This window comes from Hyphomicrobium sp. DY-1, from assembly GCF_047497105.1.
Classification (GTDB): Bacteria; Pseudomonadota; Alphaproteobacteria; order Rhizobiales; family Hyphomicrobiaceae; genus Hyphomicrobium_B.
Window position 1 is genome coordinate 276920 of sequence record NZ_CP134870.1, and the last position, 18810, is coordinate 295729.

An 18810-nucleotide genomic window follows, 5' to 3' on the forward strand; every position below is an offset into this window, starting at 1 on the left:
CAAATTCTAACTCGATTGCTATCCGATCGGAAATTCGAAGTTTCCGCGCAACTTACCTGAGATCGTCTGGTAAGCGTTCCGAGGAAACTCGACCCAGAACCGACGATCCTTGCGTGCAAGCTCGCGAATGATCCATCCGCTGATACGGCGATGGACAAGACCGTTGCGGATCAGAAGATAGATTATGCCTTGACGCAGCTTGACGATCTTAGCGTCGATCACGCTTTTGGATGCACTCGTCGTGCAGAACCGCTCCCGAACTTTCTTATGAAGCAAGAGCGCGTAAAAAAGTCTGCGGATGCACTCCGGACGGTTCCAATCGAGCGCCCCGCGGTAAAGGTCCATTCCTCTGCCCCGAGCAGCCATCGGCGCTGCGGAAAACGCGACGTCTTTCGCCTTGGACGACAGTGTTAGCCAGAAGAGATAGTCCTCTCCGGCAAAGGCGAGATCTTCATCGAAACGCATTGCGCCGTGGATGCGGTTGTCGAACATCACGGTCGATGTGTGTGCGAGACAGTCCTGAAGCATAAACGGCATAATGCCGGCTCCGGAGATGTGATAAATGCCGTCATCCCCGAGTCTTGATTCGGCCTTAAGCGCGTCGATGCCTTCGAGCCCATCGAACCAGGTGCGCTTGTCCTCGTAGAAGTTGTTCGCGAAATAAAACTCCGCGCCCTGCGCGAGTGCAGCGAGTCCCTTTGCAAGATGGTGAGGGTCCCAGAAATCGTCGGAATCCAAAAACGCTACGACGTCTGCATGCCTGACTGTGTCCAAGCCGGTATTTCGTGCTTTCGCCGGGCCGCCGTTCTCACGCTTGACGACTTCAACGGAGATTTCCGAATGCGAAAAAGCTGCGAATTCTGGTTCGGGGGGCACTGGCGATTGATCGTCTACGATCACGACGCGGACGGTCACGCCCAGCGGGATGTCCTGCGCATAAATGGACCGAATTGCGGTGCGAAGGATTCCTGGTTCGCGCTGATAATACGGGATGATAATGGCGACCTCGCTCACTGGCTTGGCCTCCAGACCGACAATGCGACCGCGCGCGTATCCTTCAACTTGAAAACCAAGCTTTCGCGGAAGAGCCCCTTTACGGCATCCTTCCATCCGAGAAACGCTCGCGCTCTCGCTACATCAATCCAAAGCTTCAGGCGCTCTGACAACGGAAACAGCCCGAGATGATGGCGCAAGATCGCAGCCTGGGGCGGCGCGAAGCCGTAGATATCCTCGAGGCGCGTGTCAGGCTCGCCGAAGTTCAGCTTCTCGGTGAAGTCGCCGCTGAGAATGGCTTCGAGATCGACAGGAGGTAATTCAAGAGCGCGCGCAACCGCAGCTTCGAGGTACTTGTTCCAGCCGGGTGAGACATTGGCATCCAGCACGGACTTCTCGGTCGCTTCACCGATGCGCGCGCGCAGCTTCGGATCCGACATCAATCGTTCGAGGCTTGCGATATAATCTTGGTCGTTTGTCGATTCAACCAGTGGCCCCGCGAGGCCGGGATGATCCATGCCGCAAATTCGCGCCTCGGGGGGCAGCACGAAACGAGAAACACAAGGCAGCCCATACCCCGCAGCTTCCATCATTGATGTCGCTGAGCAGAACGGAAAGGAATCCAGATAGATGTCCGCGGCTTCAAAATAGGGTTTCGGATCACGCGGTGTCAGTGATTGAATACGACCGCCAACGGCTGCGCTCGCATCCGCCCAATCCGGCCGTTCGCCGCCGCCGACGACCATCAACAATGCATTCGGGAACCTTTTGAGCAACTCCGAGTGCGTATCCGCGTATGAAACACCACCGATCGTTCGGTATTTCTGTGCCCGCGCAACGGAGATGAGAAGCAGCGCCGAAGGATCGAGGCCCAACGCCGCCTTCGCCGCCTCCCTGTCCTTCGTCCGCGCAGTGGGACTGACGAGGATCGGAAGCAATACGCTCCGCTTCTTTTCAACGTAACGGCGCTTTTCGCAGATATCGAGAGCTGCTTTCCGCATGCTGCCGACGACTTGGCTGATCGTCGATCCGATCCAGAACATGTGATCTGAATGATTGAGAAAAAGGACAGGCGGAAAGCGCTTCGGCTCGGCGAAGGCGATCGGGGCAACGACGTCCGAATTCGGTATATGCAGGACGATGAGATCGTGCTCGCTTGCGAGCTGCCTCAGCTTTGTTACCTTGGCGGCCAGCCCGCCGGCACGGCTGAGCAGATGAATACTGCCGCCTGCGCGCGAAACGGCCGCCGTGATCAAGGCGCTTGGTTGATCGTACTGCTGGGTCAGGGCGACCGAGTGTTCACGGCCTGGATCGCTTTCAATCCAGCGCCGCAACATCGTCGCGAGCCCTCCTACAGCGGTGATTTCGCCGCTGACATGGAGAACGCGCTTCACCTGCTCCGGTCGCCCTGCTCTGTCCGTAGTAGGCAGAGAAGACGGAATTTGACGACCTATTTTATTCAGAATGCGCTCAATTCGCGGGCTCGCAAAGAAGCCGCAATGCATATGGGCCGCAACCCAGGCTCCCATCAACGCGTAGCCGCCAGCCGTTTCGAGATTTCCCTGCTCAAGGCTTTTCTGCGCCTTCGCGACATACGAATCGAAGATAGCGTAATTGCTCTTCATGCGCGCGATCTGGCGGTCCGCATTCTGCGCATGCCGATCCGCGCCGGGCGACGACGGCGATGCGCCATGTTCATCGGCAGTAGGAGCCACGTTTTCTATGCGCATCGCTGCGGCCCAATCTTACCCACGACTTTTGCACCCGAGTGCTGCCATTCCCCATGCTCATGCATGACGCCAAATGCATTCGACGCGAGGATGGGGTGGCGGACGTGAAATGTTTCTCCGATGCGCGCGACAACCAAGCGGCCGAATTTTTTCTCACGAACCGCAATCGTCAGCGTGTATAGATCGGAGACGAGCTTGATCGGCGGCGTCGTCAGCTCTATTTCACCGGGGCCTGAGAGTACGCTCAAGCCGACATCGTCAGCGACACTGCTGAACGTGCAGCAATGAACTTCGTCCGAGCGGTTGATGCCGATGCGTATGTCTGGATCTTTGATTGGATCCTTGGCGTCGTAATGTACTCGGATCGTCATGCGCTCGCCGAAATCGAACATCTGCTTGCGCTCGCCGCCTTCACCAATGAGCTCGATATCGGTGATGTCGATGGCGGGCGCATCCGGATCCGGGTGGAACCAGGGCGCAACGGCGAGACGGCAATCGGCCTCATAAAGTTTCAATCCATCGTCGGTTGGCCCGTCGAACACGACCTCGCCGTGCCGCAGATAGATAACGCGCTGGCACATCGACTTGATCGAGAACATGTTGTGCGACACGAACAGGATGGTCGCGCCCTTCCTTTCAAGCTCGTGCGCAAAGTCGATGCATTTGCGCTGGAACGTAAAATCACCGACGGCCAGAACCTCGTCGAGAAGAAGAATGTCCGGATCAAGGTGGGCAGCGACCGAAAACGCGAGACGGACGTACATGCCGCTCGAATAACGCTTAACCGGCGTGTCGATGAAATCAGCGATCTCGGAAAAGGCGACGATGGCGTCGAACTTGCGGGCGATTTCTTCGCGCGACATGCCGAGGATCGAGCCGTAAAGAAAAACATTCTCGCGGCCGGTCAGTTCCTGATGGAAGCCGGTGCCGACTTCGAGAAGTGCACCGAGGCGCCCTTCGACGCGCCCCGTACCCTCGGTCGGCGTGGTAATGCGCGATAGAATCTTTAAAAGTGTGCTCTTGCCAGCGCCGTTCAGCCCGATGATGCCGACGTTTTCACCGCGTTCTATGTCGAACGTCGCGTTGCGAAGCGCCCAGAAGTCGGGCGAAGGCCTATCGTCATCCGCTTTCGCACGTGGTGCGAACAACGACTTTGCGCCATCCACGAGGACTTCGCGGAACGAGTTACTTTTGTTGCGCTGTCCCCGCCGGTAGCGTTTACCGAGGCCGCACGCGCGAATGGCAATATCATTCGTCGTCATATGACGTCCGCGAAGACGCGCTCCTGGCGTTTGAAGAAGACCAAGCCGCTGACCAGAAGGGCGGCGATTATCACCACGCTGATGCCCAAGGTATCGAGGTTCAACTGGCCCTGACCGAAGACGGCCCAGCGAAAACCGTCGATGACGCCGACCATAGGATTGAGCGAATAGGCCCAACGCCATTCTGGCGGCACGATGCTCGGCGGATAGACGATGGGCGATGCATACATCCAGATCTGCAGCATGAACGGCAGCGTGTGCTTGATGTCGCGAAAGCGCACGTTAAGCGGGCCAAGCCAAAGTCCCATTGACAGCGCCAGAGCGCCGGCCACCAGCAGAAGCGGTGGAATGGCGAGTATATGCCAAGACGGATAAAGCCCGTGCCAGAACATCAGCAGAAGCAGAATGACAAAGCCAATCGAGAATTCGATCAAGGGTGCAATGACGCTTCCGAGCGGAATGATAAGCCGCGGAAAGTAGATTTTGCGCACGAGTTCGGCATCGGTGACGAGCGCAGTTGCGCTGCGGCGAACGGACTCCGAAAAATACGTCCAGATCAAAACGCCTGCGAATGCGAAGACTGAATACGGCAGGCCATCGGAAGCAATTCTGGCGAAGTGGCCGAAGATGATAGTGAAAATTATTACGGCGAAGACCGGCTGAATGATCGCCCAAGCGACGCCGAGTATGGCTTGGCGATAAAGCACCTGCACGTCGCGCATCATCAAGACGAACAGAAGCTCGCGCGCGCGCCAGACATCACCGAGTTCTAGATCGAACAGCCCACGGCTAGGCCGCAAGTCATAGCCTGGCGACCGTCCGCCTTTCGGCGGCGCGCCGGATGGAACAATGGTATCAGTCGATAGAAAACTCATACGTTTACGGTGCAGGATTGCTTCAAGGTTGTGATGACTTGATCTTGCTCTGCATGCGTCATCTGCGGGTACAATGGCAGAATGATGCATTGATCTTGGGCGGCTTCCGAGCGCGGCAGAACCGTGTTCGCGGTGCCGGAGTAAGAGGCTTCGCGATGAATGCACATGATGCCGCGACGAGTTGAAATTCCCGCGTCGAGCATCGATTGCATTACCGCTTTCTGATCGAGTCCATCAGGCAGGCGGACACAATAGCTCTGCCAGTTGCTGCGCGCATATGCCGGTTCAACCGGTGCGTTAATCCCGGAATTGTCGCTAAATAGTGCCGTGTAGCGGTCTGCAAGCGCGCGGCGAGCGGCGACAACTTCAGGCACGCGCTTCAACTGCTCGCGGCCGATCGCGGCTTGAATGTCGGTCATGCGATAGTTGTATCCGACGGTCGGATAGCTTTCGAAAATGACCTGAGCGGAGCCGTGCCGCACCGTATCGGGTACGCTCATGCCGTGCTGGCGCAGCAGGCGAAATTTCGCATCCCATTCCGGATTGGCGGTGGTGATCATGCCGCCGTCGCCGGTGTTCATGATCTTGCGCGGATGAAACGAAAAACAGGCAATGTCGCCGTGCGGTCTGCCGATCCGCTCCCAATTGCCCTTCCAATTGATCTCGCTGCCGATGCCACAGGCTGCATCCTCGATGACGGGCAAACCGTGAGCGGAGGCAACGGCGGCGATTGCTTCGAGATTGCACGGCATTCCGATCTGATGCACGCAGATGATCCCACGCGTCTTCGGTGTGATCGCGGCTTCGATCAGTTCTGGATCGATGTTGAAGCCAGTTTCCTCAATATCGACGAAGACCGGCGTCGCGCCGCAATAGCGGACGGCGTTGGCAGTCGCGACAAAGGTGTGACTGACGGTGATGATTTCATCGCCCTCGCCTACGCCAAGAGCGAGCAGCGCAAGATGAAGTGCCGTCGTGCAACTCGACACAGCACAAGCGTGCGGCGCGCCGACGAACGCCGCAAACTCTTTTTCGAAGGCTGCAACTTCTGGGCCTTGTGTCGTCCATCCGCTCAGGATGACACGGCGGACGGCGTCCGCCTCGCGCTCATCCATGATCGGGCGCATGATCGGGATCATGCGGCGCTCTTACGTTTCATCTGCCACCAGTTCACGAGGCGGCGCAGCCCTTCGTCGAGATCGACCTCGGCCGTGAAGCCGAGATCTCTTTCGGCGGCTGTCGTGTCGGCAAGGCGGCGGGATACCGGGTTCACCTTGCGCTCGGGACCATATTCCGGCTGCATGTTCGAACCCATAACGCGGAGCAGCGCATAGGCAAGATCGTTCAGCGACGTCTCGGTGCCGCTGGCGACGTTGTAGACATTATCGGACTTATCAGACTGCAGCGCCAGGATATTGCTGCGGGCAACGTCGTCGATATAGACGAAGTCCATCGTCTGCTTACCGTCACCAAAGATCAACGGTGGTTGACCGGCTTCGATGCGTTCCATCCAGCGGATCAGTACCTCGGTATATTTGCCGTAGATGTCCATGCGCGGACCGTAGACGTTGAAGTAGCGCAGCGCGACGTACGGCAGCCCATACATATCGTTGAACGACCGAAGCAAGCCTTCGAGCATGATCTTGCTCGCGCCGTACCAAGTGCGGTTGTTGTACGGGTGATGATCTTCCTTGGTCGGAAAGACATCGGCCAGGCCATAAATCGAAGCCGACGAGGCCGTGACGAATTTCTTCACGCCCTTTGCGACGGCCGCTTCGAGAACATTGTAGGAGCCGTCGCACATCGTCTCCAGAGCGGCGCGCGGCTGCTCGGCGCAGGCAGTAATACGCAGGGTTGCCATGTGGATGACGGCGTCCATGCCATCCGTCACTCGCTGGACGGTGCCAATATCGCGAATATCGCCTTTGACGAGTTCGACGCGGGGGTCACGTAACGCACCGTCGACATTGCCGATGGTGCCGCGTTCCAGGTTGTCGAGAATAATAATCTTCTCGGGTTTGTGATGCTGGAGAAGAAGATCAATTGTCGTCGAGCCGACGAGACCGCAACCGCCCGTTACGAGTATTCTTGAACCTTCGATCAACATGGCCTTGTCCTATCCGTCACCAAAGTTATTACGGCGCTATTATCCTGGAAATGCAAGAAGAGCATCGACAACGGCTTTCTGCGCTTCAGGCTTCAGCTCCGGATACATCGGAAGCGAAAGGACTTCGGCAGCGGCCGCTTCGGCGTACGGGAATTGACCTGCCTCGTATCCGAGATCCCGGAACGCGGGCAGCAAATGAACGGGCGTCGGGTAATGAATGCCCGTCTGCACGCCTTTGGACTCCATCCAGCTTTGCAGCGCCGCACGCGACTTCGTCCTGATCGCGTAAACGTGATAAACGTGACGCGCATCGTTGCGCTCATGCGGCGGCGCATAGGGGCTGCCCTGAAGCAGATCTCGATAACGTTCAGCGGCCGCGCGACGGTTCTCCGTCCAACCTTCGAGATAGCGTAACTTCACACGAAGAACGGCGCCCTGGACGCCTTCCATGCGATAGTTGAAGCCCTTGAGCTCATGCTGATATTTTTTTTCCGCGCCCCAGTCTCGCAACATGCGGACCGTGCGTGCATAATTCTCGTTTCCCGTGACGACCATGCCGGCTTCACCGTACGCGCCGAGATTCTTGCCCGGGTAGAAGCTGAAGCACGCAAGATCACCGAGGCTGCCTACGCGGCGGCCTTTATATTCCGCGCCATGCGCCTGAGCGGCGTCTTCGATAACGACGAGGCCATGTTTCTTCGCGATCGCGTTGATCGGATCCATATCGGCGGGCTGGCCATAGAGATGGACCGGCATGATTGCTTTCGTCCGCGGCGTAATTGCAGCTTCGATCGCGTCCGGCGCCATGGTGTAGGTCAGTGGATCGATATCAACGAACACGGTCTTCGCGCCGGCATAATGGATCGCCGAGACGGTTGCGACGAATGTGAACGGCACGGTGATGACTTCGTCGCCAGGACCAACGCCTGCCGCCAGGAGCGCCAGATGAAGGGCACTCGTACCACTGTTCACGCCGCAGCCGATGCTGTTGCCTGAGTAAGTCGCGAACTCGTTTTCGAGAGTCGCGACTTCTTTGCCGAGCGTAAACTGACAGCTTTCGAGAACGCCTTCGATCGCACTCATGATCTCCGGCTTGATAGAATGAAATTGGGTCTTGAGGTCTACGAACGGGATCATCAAAGCCTACCGATGAATGTAAATGGTTTCGCCACGGCCGCGCATGGAACTGGTTGCCGCCTCGATGAGCGAAACGACACGCTCTCCGGATTGGCCGTCTGAAATAGGTTTTTGCTGCTTTTCGATACAGTCGAGGAAATGTTCGCCCTCGACGCTCAAAGCTTCCTTACTGTCCAGTTTGGGTGCCCACATGTCGCCCATGCGGTAGCCGACGCGCATTTCCTGGATCTGTCCTGGATCGTCCGTGAAGCTGACGCCCTTGTCGTAAATTTTGACTTTCTCACTCGGCTCGAGATCGTTGTAAGTGATCATTTTGCTGCTTCCGCCGATCAGAATCTGACGGACCTTCACGGGGGCAAGCCAGCTGACATTGGCGTGGGCGATCATGCCGGAGTTATAGAATAGCGTGACGTACGCGAGATTTTCTGGCGAGCCGGGAAAATGGTTCGAACCCGCCGCCGTCACCGCAATGGGCTTTTCGTCGAGCAGATAGTCGAGAATTGCGAAGTCGTGCGCGGCCAAATCAGAAATGACGTTCACGTCGCGCTGGAAGAGGCCGAGGTTGACCCGGATCGAGTCATAATAGAACAACTGTCCCATATCGGCCGAGCGCACGATCTCGCCGACCTTCCGGATCGAGCCGGTATAGACGAATGTGTGATCGACCAGCAAAACGAGATTGCGCTTTGCAGCGACCTCGACAAGTTGCGCGGCCTGCATCGACGTTTCCGTCATCGGCTTGGCGAGCCAGACATGCTTTCCGGCCTTCAAAGCCGCCATTGCAATGGGAAAGTGCGTTGAAACCGGAGTAGCGATAATAATCGCGTCAATCTTCGGGTCGCGAAGCAGCTCATGATAATCAGTTGTAGTGTGAACACCTGGAAAACGCGCGGCGACTAAGGCAAGTCGCTTGCTGTCAAGGTCTGAAACGCCAACGAGCTTAGCCCGCGAAAGCTCCGCAAAATTTCGAACGAGGTTTGGCCCCCAATAGCCATACCCGATTACGCCGATACCAATCATCGTACTCACGCCACCCGCTAACAAGACACCCCCGCTCCTGCCGAAGCAGAAAGCGAAAAACTCTCAATCACATTTCCGAACGATGGTCGCGGCAGGCCCTGCCACGATCGTATGGTCCGGCACGTCCTTCGCAACCACGGCACCGGCGCCAACAAGCGCGCCATATCCGATTGTCACGCCGGGAAGGATCGTTGCGTTGCTACCGATACTTGCTCCTTTCCTGACGAGTGTCTTAATGACCGTCCAATCCGCCTCACTTTGCGGACTCCCGTCGGGGTTTGCCGCTCGGGGATAGAGGTCATTGGTAAACATCACGCCATGGCCTATGAACACCTCGTCTTCGATTTCGACACCCTCACAAATGAAACTGTGGGACGAAATTTTGCACCGGTCCCCAACAACGGCATTTTTCTGAATCTCGACGAACGATCCAATTCTCGTGCCATTGCCGATTGTGCATCCGTAAAGATTGACCTGATCGGGGTGATAAATTTTAACGTCCACCCCCAGCCGCACAGATCCGTCGATCGGCATTTCCTGTTCCCAATTTGGCAATACTTCATTAACTGACCTTTCGACGGCTTAGGCCGTCGTGGCCGAATATCTATCTCCTGAAGATTTAAAAAAGACCTCGAAATCTAAACTTAACGTAGCAGAAAATTTGCGTCCCGGATCACCATAAGGCCGTCGCTTAAAAATTTAAGATATTTTTATTCCGTACAGCGAATAAATGGTCAAAGTCTGCGTCACCGTCTGACATCAGGTATTGCGCAAATTTTCATAAGATACACACCAACCGTCATGTCATATTGGCTCGAACATACGGATTGGGTCAGGAGTCGCTCTGGTGCGTTTCGATAATTTGCGCAGCGTTCAAAATGCGGACATTCATCAGGATGACGACGGCATTCGACATGGCGAGCTTCTCTCGATCGCTGACGTCATCTCATTTTTCAAGCATTTCTGGCCTTTCATCGCAAGCGCTTCAATCGCGTCCGCAATATTAGGTCTGCTTTATGTCTTGACGGCCACGCCAACATACATGGCGACGGCTCAGCTTTTGATCGAGACCAATCAGGCTTCCGGGCCAACCATTATGACGCCGGAGGCGGTGGTTTCTCTTGATACACCGCAGATCGAAAGTGAGATTGCCGTTCTCAATTCGGAACAGATTGTCGGGCGTGTCGCGAAAACACTGCTCAAAGGTGATGCGAAAGCAGACGCAGCCGACAAAACGCCTCCGCCCCCTCCGGCCAGCACCAGCGAGCGGGGCTGGCTGTCACGGCTTCTGTTTGGCGCCCCCCCACCGCCAACGCCGGCTCAAGAAGCGGAAAAGCTGCGCCAGATCGAGCTCACCATCCAATCCAATCTGGGCGTCAAGCGTGTCGGACTTTCCTATGTTCTGGAGCTTTCCTACAGAGATCCGGATCCGAAAAAGGCTGCAGAGATCGTCAATACACTTGGAGATGCTTACGTCCAGGACAAGATCGACGGGCGCGCAAGCGCGGCTCGGCGCAACAGCCTTTGGCTCGAGGCGCGCATCGAAGAAATCCGCCGACTGATGAATGAAGCCGCTATCGACGTGCAGGAATTCAAGGCTCGCCGCGATTACCGCTTGGCTGACCGTCCCACATCCAGCGACAGCAATCTCGGACTAGATTTTCTGCCCAAACCGACAGCTCCGGCAAGCCCCGCAACGGGAGACAGCGCTCCCAAACCGGTGCCGAAGGATAATCAGCCGGCGACGACGCCTCAGGAGGCTCCGACGCTCGAAGAGCTCGACTCCCGCGCGCTTACCTATCAGAAGATCTATGAGAGCTACCTTCGCGCCTACACGGACACCGTTCAGCGCCAGTCCTACCCTTCGACGTCCGCTCGTCTCATCACTCGAGCCCAGCCGCCAAAACGTAAAAGCAGCCCAAAAGGCACGCTGACTCTTCTCGGCTCTCTCATCTTTGGCGGCATTCTAGGCGCCGGAGCGGCGCTGGCCATGTCTGTTCTGAACGAGCGTGTGCGGTCCTCCAACCAGCTTATGAGGCATATCGGAGCGCCCCTTCTTGGTGAAATCGACGATACGCGATGGCGTTCGCGGCTACCCTTCGTTGGAAAGCACCTCGGCCGGCAGCAGCGACGAAAGCGAAACGCCCTAATCGTCGTAAGCCATCCGCAATCGCCAGACGCCCGACAACTCGTCAAGACCGCGGCTGCCATCAACGATGCAGCCAAAGCGAGGGGTGCGGTAGCCATAGGCGTCTTCGGAATTTCCAAGGCAATCGATGACGCCGCCGTTTGCAGCAACGTTGCGCTTCTCAATGCGCGCGCTGGCAAGACGACTTTGCTGATCGAGACGGAGCCTGGCCGTACAAATCTTGCAGCCTCGCTGGTCGGCGATGTCCAGTTCGATCTGAAGGACGTGATAGAAGGCCGAGCAGAACCGGAAGCGGCTATCGTGCAGTACGACATCGAACCCGCCCTCTCCTTGCTTCTGATCAACAAGACAGAGGCGGCGGGGTTCTGGACCCTCCCGCGTGTCGCGAAACTGAGCGAACTCATCAAAAGCCTGAGCGGGTCATACGAAAATATTTTCGTGCATCTCCCATCTGGATCGGACACCGAAGTCGTCACGAAGGCCGTCGAAGGCGTCGTCATCGTTGCCGAAATATGGCAGACAAGCTTGGCGGAACTTGAGGACGTCGCATCACGCATGCGAATCGTCGGACAGCCGCCTCTCGGCGTCGTGAGCGCGAAGTTTTCGTAGGACCGCCTATTGCCGAACACTTCACAACGGCACGGGCCGGCCCTCGTCGTGGCCGGCATGAGCGTCATTCGATTTGGGTCGCCTTAACTGAGGGTGGCCTAGGGCGAGGCGCTCAGCTTTCGCTTTATTGCACTGAGCTTTGCCTCGGCGACTTCGCGAGCCATATAGGGGACGCTTGCAAGTGACTTCGAGATAGCGCCAAGCGCTCCCACAAGCCCATGCTCGCGCTTGGCATCCAACAAAATCCGGAAGTCCCTATTGTTCCGAGTTGAAACTAACAATCTTTCGAGCGAGGGCGCGTACCCATCGTGCCCCAATGCAGCATCGAGTTCCGTCAGGGCGCGATAGAGTTCGGCGATGTCCTGGGTGCGATGGGAGCCGCTCAACGACGTGGGGTGTTCGACCGCGAAATAACCGCAGCCCGCAACCAGCTTAAATCGCGCGTTGCGGCGGAGTGCATGGGCATACAGGATCAAATCTTCGCCCAGGCGCAGCCGTTCGTCATACCGCAGGGCATGCGTCTGCAGAAACTCTCTCCGCATGACGGGTTTCAGAAACCCCAGTTCGCGGCGAACACGATCCTTGCGTGAGATATTCCCAGCAAGAAAGGCATCTAGGCTGAGCTGAAGCGGCAGTTTTGTCGCCTTCGGCAACAGCCTATCGAGGATGCTTTCGCCGCGGTAATCAGCCGTGAAGAACAGATCGTCGGCGAGGAAATCCCAGTCGTCTCCTCCCGCTGAAAACAGCCGCTCAAGACGAGCCGGCGCCATGTAATCGTCGGCGTCAAGGATACAAATGAACGGCGACGTCGAGGACTCGATTGCTATGTTGCGGGCTCTGGACGGCCCGACATTCTGCTCGAGGCGCAAAATCTTAAGTCGTCCCGATCCATCATCGGCGAACGCGGCAACAGCTGCAGTATCATCACGCGATCCGTCGTCGACGAAAATGACTTCTCCGGCCAAGGACTGGCGCAAAGCCGAACTGACGGCGTAAGCCGCGGTCGCCGAGGCGTTCTTGGCTGCAATCACTACCGCTGTCGATCCGACGACGCCCATCTGGCCGGCTATCCTTGGATTATTCTTTTCTCACGGACGTCCGCGAGACCACAGCCAACCTGACAGCTTTCAAATTTTGCACCGTCGCTGGTGAAAACAAGACCGCGGCTGCGGCATCCAATAAGCGATCTATCTCATTTTTAATGGGATGGCCCGTCAAATGGATCGCGAAGAGCCACGAGATGGCCGAGAGAATGCCCGCGCCGACGCCGATCGCCACTGGCATTTGCTCCGCTCCGTCCGCAATGATTGCCGCGAGTATCAAAGGTACTGCGCTCACGAGGGTCACGATAAAACTTTTTTTCAAAGCACGTAGAACGTCGTTTTGAGGCAATGAGATGTGTTTACTGACGAAATGAAGTGAGACCGCAACTGTATACATATTCGTCAGAACGAAGCTCCAAGCGACGGCCATCAGCCCCCAAAAAGAAGCTGCGATCTGCACGGCAACAACGACAGGCACAGTCAGGATTGCTAGAATAGCTGTCTCGCGAACTCCTCCGGCGGCAATGAGAGCGGGACGACACAAACTGAGCGGGAAGCAAATCATCGACGACATCGCCAGCACCTGGATGATCGGAACGGTGCTACTCCACTGCGCCCCCAGCAAAATCATGACCAACGGATGAGCGAGGAGGACCACTCCAACCAATGCGGGCCATAGAAGCACGGTCACATGCTCAATACCCAACAGGAAACTCTTGCCGAGATCGCGCCCCTCGCGCGAGTGTTTGGAGAAGGCTGGTTGGAGAACGGGAGCGAAGCCAGACAATAACGTTTTGTCTGCCAGCCGGCTGATCGACAACGCGCGCTGATAGATACCGAGAGACGCTGCGCCGAGTGTCTTTCCGAAGGCAAGAAAAGGAGCGGCATCGCCAAGGTGCAACAACAGCGCCCGGGCGCTATCATACACCCCATACCTGACGACAGGCCGCCATTCCGAAAGCGAAAACCTGTAAATTGGAAACTTCGGGCCCCACATCAGGCAAAGCCCAAAATATATGACCGTCGATACGAGCTGTGCCCAAGCATAGCTCATATAGCTGAAGCCAGCGAGCGCCAGCAGGATCGTTACGACGGCATTCAAGGAACTGGTCGTCAGGCTCAGGATCGTCAGTTTGTCGAACTGAAGATTTCGGTTCAACAACGCGTAAGCCGGAGAACAGAATGATGACGTCAGCAAGCAAAACGCGGTGACATGCAAATAGGATTCGAGACCCGGCAGACCATAGAATTTTGCGATTGTTCCGGCGAAGAAATAGGTCAACAGAAAAAGCGGAAGCGCGAGCATCAGCGTAACGGTGAAAACGGACTGTACGCGTTCCGGTGTCGGATCATCGACTTGAATAATGTAGGTGCCGCTGCCGAAATCTCGGAAGATGTCGATCAATCCGAAGATTGCTAGGCCGATGACCGCGATACCAAAATCCGCCGGGGTCAGGAGGCGGGCCGTTACAATGGTCGTCGACATCCCCAGTAAGAGGACGCTATAGCGCTCAAAACTTGAAAATATCAGTCCCCTGCGAACGCTCGACATTCAAATTCTCAATTGCACATGCAGGCAGCTTTTTTGACGAATGCCGTCGTCGTCATCGCAATGACATCGATAACACATCACCATTTCTGATCCGTTATCGAATTATCGAACGATGTAAACAATCCATTCAGCAGAGAGACAATTCGCGCAATTCGTCCGCGCGCGCAGGATACGCCGCCAGCGAGGAAACAGCGTTTCTGGTTTCGAGGGTGAGGGAAAAACGAATGGGAAAAGGCCCCGTATCAAGCGAAATCTATTTACTCTGTCTATTTCGGAACGCTGACGGTCCAGCGACCTGACGACAGTTCCCCGATCCCAAAATGAAATGTGTGGAGCAACGGTGCTGCCCCACACATTCGAAGTCTCATTTTATGACAATGCGGATCAATCGGGCCGCAGCACATCTGCCCGGACAGGTTCCAGCGAGGCATGATCCGGCGCGGGAAAGACCGTGGACGGCACCATGCTCGGAGGCGCGCTGATGGGCGTCGTCTGGACGGACCGCTCCTGAATTGCCGGCTTCTGAGAGCGAAGGACGGCATCAAGCGACATGGCATCTTTCGACGTTGCCGGCATCGTCATCTCGACCTTAACCGTATCACCCGGCTGCAAAAGCGTGTCTTCCGTTGCGTCTATATTGAGCACGCCACCGCCGCTTACCTGCCGCACGATTGTGTAGTGGATCTTCGGCTCTAGAGTCGAGCTGCCGTCAGGGGCCGTGCCGCCCGTCGTAACAAGATGGAGCGGCGAGGCAACGGCCTGCGACTTGGTCTCGGCCAAAAGGCGCTGATTGACAGTTGCTTCCTGGTCGATCTGCTGCAAGCGCGCTTCCGTCGTCTGGAGTTCGACGGTCAGATCGTTGTCTCGCTTATTCTGATATTCGATACGAGAAATCTTGGTGCGGCTGACTTCCTGCTCGGCACGCGTGCGATCGCTTTCGATGCGCAGCTTCTCACCTTCAAGCTCCGCCAAGTTCCGTTGCAGACCCAGAACTCGTGGTGCAGTGGACAGCCCCTTGTCGCTCAGCCGCTTGATGCCGTCGTATTCCGAACGCAACAAATCAATCTGCTTTTGCTGGGAGTCGACGCGCATATCCAGCGTCTTGACCTCCTGCTCGAGCGAACCTTGCAACTGATCAAGCGCGATTAGCTGTGTTTCGTTGGCGCGCCGCCGCAGATCGAACACGCTCTGTTCCTTCGCCATCACAGACGACGTGGATTCGATTGCCTGGGGCGCGCTGACGGTTTGAAGTTCCGCGGGAAATGCGATGCGATCAGCTCCGCTCAGCTCTGCGTCGAGCCGAGCTTTGCGGGCGAGCAGACGCTGACGCTCCTGCTCAAGCGCCTGATAGCTACCGACCGTCGAAACGAATTCACGCTCAAGCCGCAGACCGGCGAGTGCCGAATTCCGGAACAGGCCGCCGCCGAGGCTTACGCCTTGGAGGACGTTCATGCCCGCCGCGAAGGGATATTCGCCCGATTTTTCGACTGCGCCGGTGATATAAATCGGACGGAAATCCGTAACTTCGACCGTCGTGTCCGGCTGGGTCGCAAGACCAAGCCGGTGCATCAACTGGCGGGAGATAATCATCCCCAATTCTTCAGTGGTGTAGCCGGCTGCATTCACGACGCCGACAAGCGGCATCGAAATCTTGCCTGCCGGGTCAACCGTATAGACCTGATTGAGCGCGTTCCAGCTATAGACTTCGTCACGCGAAGGACGCCACTCGAAGACCTGGACGCGAACGCGATCGCGTACACCAAGCCGGTAATCAGCCATCGGATTGGACGCAACGCCTCTTTGCGCGATTACGTCACTCAGCGCGCCGTCGCGCTGTTGATCGGCAGCAGCTGTCGTGTCGTTGGGAATAACTGTCCCCAAGGCAATCAGTGTTGCGAAGCTGCATGCAACCGGCATCGAGGCCCAGAGCTTGAATGACCTGGACGCATTGGATGGCAGAAAACCAAACCGACGTCTCATAGCGAAACCCTCTCCGCACTCAATCCCAAAACAACCATCTCGTCCCGAAATCTTACTTTCAGCGGTCCCAATTCGGGACGCACAACAGCGCGGATTTCTTCGCCGAGACTCTCGCAACCAAAACTTGGCGAACGCCAAAAACCTTCCCACTGCACTCTACATCCTATCACGGCGCCAGTATTTCCCTAGCGATCCAATGGGATATTCGCCTGGGGTAATCCTCTCCACCAGAAAGCCTACTAAAGAGGTAGATACGCGTTAGACGCGCTTGGGGGTGGTTTACCGACCAAGCAGTTGAGATGAAGCAATTGATGTGCCAATCGCGCCGCAAAACTATTTCGCATGGTTAAGACCGTTCGAATTTCCGCGCAGAAATCGGCTCAGAAAGCCCGCGGCCCAGCTCATGTGCATTGTGATTGCCGCGGGCCCGATAAGGAGAAATGACGGCTGTCGGCACTCGGCCGCGAGGTACGCTCCCCACGCCATGCACACCAGTATGTACCCAGCGGGAACTAGCAACGCGATGGATCCGACGAACGGGTAAGCGGCGAGCGCAATCACGGAGGCCAGAAGGACGAACACCGGTAACATCTGGCGAAGCTTCGGCCGCATTTTATGCTTCAACAGCGTATTTGCGCGCCCCTTGCCGTGCCGAAAGTACTGTCGCGCCAGAGATGGGAAGGACGTGCGAGGATAATAGTCTATCAGCAAGCGGCCATCGTGATAAATTCTCCGCCCAGACGCGACGAGACGGGCGTCGAATTCGGCATCTTCATTATATTGGACGGTTTCATCGTAGCCGCCGAGTGACAGAAACGCCTGTCGATCGAACGCGGCATGATGGCCATGATCGACGTATCCGGACTGCGATTGACGGCGGTGCGCGGAGCCTCCGTTGCCCAGTCGGCTGTTCTGAGCCGCAGCAAAGATTTTCTGAAGCGGCGAGCGGCCGACGGCGCGCATCGAAACGACGACCGAGGAGCTTGCCGTTTCACGCAGCGTCGCGACGCAATCGGAAACAAAGTGCGGCGGGTAACTGGCGTGGCAGTCCGCACGGACCAGCACTGTCGCCCTCGGATCGCAAATAGAGGCAGCGATATTCATTGCGGCGGATTGGGTGCGGCGCGTATTGTGAATGAGCTTTATGCGAGGATTAAGTTTGGCGAGTTCCTGAACGATTGCCGGCGTGCGATCGGAACTTCCGCCATCCAAAACCAACAACTCGTAATCACGCGGCTCTTGCGGTTGTAAGAGTGAGTTTATCGCTGCCGCGATGTACAATTCCTCATTGAACGCCGGCATCACGATAGTGGTGAACTGTGATGACACTTCCGGCAAAGACGAATTTCCCACTGTTTTGCTCAATTGAGTTGCCGGTGCGCTGCCGCCTCGACAGGGCTTGGAGACTGCAAACGCTGCATGGACTCGCCCACTCGATGGCGTTGTCAAAGGTTCGGGCCAGAAAATCAGCCAAGCGTCAAATGCGCGTAAATCGCCTGCGCCTGAGATGCATCAAATTTATGCGTTTTTGAAATGCAGTTAATTTAGTCTCATCGTATCCGACCGCGCGCTGAAAGTTCGTCATCTCGATGTCTCACAGAGGTAGCGTAGTCAGCGATCTTAGACAGCTATTAACCAACGCCGGAGGAGATCGATGCGATGTCGCATCGCTGGCATGATTGCTGCTCGTCTGCACGCCAGCGATTCCAGCGGTACCGGCCCTTACCTTTTTGAGCTGTTGCCGCGGATTGACGGTCTCTTCCTTAAGGGGTTCGTGCGCACTTTAGATACAGAGACATCTGCCATCACTCTCTCAAAGTACCTCATGTCAAAGACAGCCGTGACACTCCTGCTCGTCGGTTTCGCCCTTGCTGCGCCTCAAGCCGCGCTGAGCAGGGACGTTCATGGCATTGCCTGCGACGACGACTGCGACGACGTCGTCGCCGGCTATAAATTCGGTCAAGAGAAAGACACGCGTGACATTTCACTCTGCTACGGGCATTCAAAGGCATTCTTTCAGGGATGCTTGAAATTCATCTATGAGGCCGGTCCCGCCCATCCGCCTCCGCCGAAGCCGAAAAGCAAAAAACTGGACGACGACTTTGATACTTCGCCGGAATGAGCCCCTTTATTCCTGCCCGAAGCGACAGCGTCGGATCTTCGGCAATAAATGCTCGATTAACGAGTTGACCGCAGCTATCCAATTCCGGACATTTCTTAAATTCCATCAATACTCCGGCAGTAGGACTAATTTTATTCAGCCGTTCTATGAATGCCCAAATGTCACTGGTCGTACGATCTCATGACGGGAAAAGAGATCGCTTTTGTTTCAACGCCCGGTGCCGCCATTTAA

The 18810-nt window shown here is 56.5% G+C and carries 15 protein-coding genes; 2 read left to right on the forward strand and 13 right to left on the reverse strand.

Going from position 1 to position 18810, the window contains the following annotated elements; genetic code table 11:
* Positions 1-18 precede the first annotated feature (18 nt).
* The 9 genes from RLW41_RS01295 to RLW41_RS01335 all read right to left on the reverse strand — a co-directional run bounded on the left by RLW41_RS01295 (position 19) and on the right by RLW41_RS01335 (position 9658).
* Positions 19-1014: a glycosyltransferase family A protein gene (locus RLW41_RS01295; RefSeq protein WP_414463176.1), complete on the reverse strand. Its 996-nt coding sequence runs from the start codon at positions 1012-1014 to the stop codon at positions 19-21.
* On the reverse strand, positions 1011-2723 hold the full coding sequence (locus RLW41_RS01300) for a glycosyltransferase (RefSeq protein WP_414463177.1): 1713 nt from the start codon (positions 2721-2723) through the stop codon (positions 1011-1013). Before RLW41_RS01300 ends, RLW41_RS01295 begins: the two co-directional genes overlap by 4 nt.
* A complete protein-coding gene (locus RLW41_RS01305) occupies positions 2714-3985 on the reverse strand; it encodes an ABC transporter ATP-binding protein (protein WP_414463178.1) in 1272 nt (423 codons plus the stop codon). Before RLW41_RS01305 ends, RLW41_RS01300 begins: the two co-directional genes overlap by 10 nt.
* The gene (locus tag RLW41_RS01310; protein WP_409560538.1) at positions 3982-4860 is read right to left on the reverse strand and encodes an ABC transporter permease; all 879 of its coding nucleotides are present in this window, start codon (positions 4858-4860) and stop codon (positions 3982-3984) included. The genes RLW41_RS01305 and RLW41_RS01310 overlap by 4 nt, the downstream gene beginning before the upstream one ends.
* Positions 4857-5999, reverse strand: a complete 1143-nt coding sequence (locus RLW41_RS01315; RefSeq protein WP_414463179.1) for a DegT/DnrJ/EryC1/StrS family aminotransferase — start codon at positions 5997-5999, stop codon at positions 4857-4859. The genes RLW41_RS01310 and RLW41_RS01315 overlap by 4 nt, the downstream gene beginning before the upstream one ends.
* Entirely contained in the window at positions 5996-6961 is a 966-nt protein-coding gene (locus tag RLW41_RS01320; RefSeq protein ID WP_414464635.1) for an NAD-dependent epimerase/dehydratase family protein, read from the reverse strand. Before RLW41_RS01320 ends, RLW41_RS01315 begins: the two co-directional genes overlap by 4 nt.
* 45 nt (positions 6962-7006) lie before the next feature.
* Entirely contained in the window at positions 7007-8104 is a 1098-nt protein-coding gene (locus tag RLW41_RS01325; RefSeq protein ID WP_409560540.1) for a DegT/DnrJ/EryC1/StrS family aminotransferase, read from the reverse strand.
* 6 nt (positions 8105-8110) lie between these two features.
* Positions 8111-9124 (reverse strand): Gfo/Idh/MocA family protein, encoded by a 1014-nt coding sequence (locus RLW41_RS01330; protein WP_409563280.1) that lies wholly within the window; start codon positions 9122-9124, stop codon positions 8111-8113.
* A 63-nt stretch (positions 9125-9187) separates the two neighbouring features.
* Positions 9188-9658 carry an acyltransferase gene (locus RLW41_RS01335; RefSeq protein WP_409560541.1) on the reverse strand — a complete coding sequence of 157 codons (471 nt, stop codon included), beginning with the start codon at positions 9656-9658 and terminating at the stop codon, positions 9188-9190.
* Positions 9659-9971: 313 nt separating this feature from the next.
* Between RLW41_RS01335 and RLW41_RS01340 the strand changes: the two genes are divergently transcribed.
* Positions 9972-11882 (forward strand): exopolysaccharide transport family protein, encoded by a 1911-nt coding sequence (locus RLW41_RS01340; RefSeq protein ID WP_414463180.1) that lies wholly within the window; start codon positions 9972-9974, stop codon positions 11880-11882.
* 98 nt (positions 11883-11980) lie between these two features.
* On the opposite strand, the gene RLW41_RS01345 is transcribed toward RLW41_RS01340, so the two are convergent.
* The 4 genes from RLW41_RS01345 to RLW41_RS01360 all read right to left on the reverse strand — a co-directional run bounded on the left by RLW41_RS01345 (position 11981) and on the right by RLW41_RS01360 (position 17786).
* A complete protein-coding gene (locus RLW41_RS01345) occupies positions 11981-12940 on the reverse strand; it encodes a glycosyltransferase family 2 protein (protein ID WP_414463181.1) in 960 nt (319 codons plus the stop codon).
* Between the two features lie 19 nt (positions 12941-12959).
* The gene (locus RLW41_RS01350; protein WP_414463182.1) at positions 12960-14477 is read right to left on the reverse strand and encodes a lipopolysaccharide biosynthesis protein; all 1518 of its coding nucleotides are present in this window, start codon (positions 14475-14477) and stop codon (positions 12960-12962) included.
* A gap of 384 nt (positions 14478-14861) precedes the next feature.
* Complete coding sequence (locus RLW41_RS01355) at positions 14862-16457, reverse strand: polysaccharide biosynthesis/export family protein (RefSeq protein WP_409560545.1); 1596 nt, start codon at positions 16455-16457, stop codon at positions 14862-14864.
* Between the two features lie 333 nt (positions 16458-16790).
* The gene (locus tag RLW41_RS01360) at positions 16791-17786 is read right to left on the reverse strand and encodes a glycosyltransferase family 2 protein (RefSeq protein ID WP_414464636.1); all 996 of its coding nucleotides are present in this window, start codon (positions 17784-17786) and stop codon (positions 16791-16793) included.
* 496 nt (positions 17787-18282) lie between these two features.
* On the opposite strand from RLW41_RS01360, the gene RLW41_RS01365 reads away from it, so the two are divergent.
* Positions 18283-18579, forward strand: coding sequence for a hypothetical protein (locus RLW41_RS01365; RefSeq protein ID WP_414463183.1), 297 nt, complete (start codon positions 18283-18285; stop codon positions 18577-18579).
* The last annotated feature ends 231 nt before the right edge of the window (positions 18580-18810 follow it).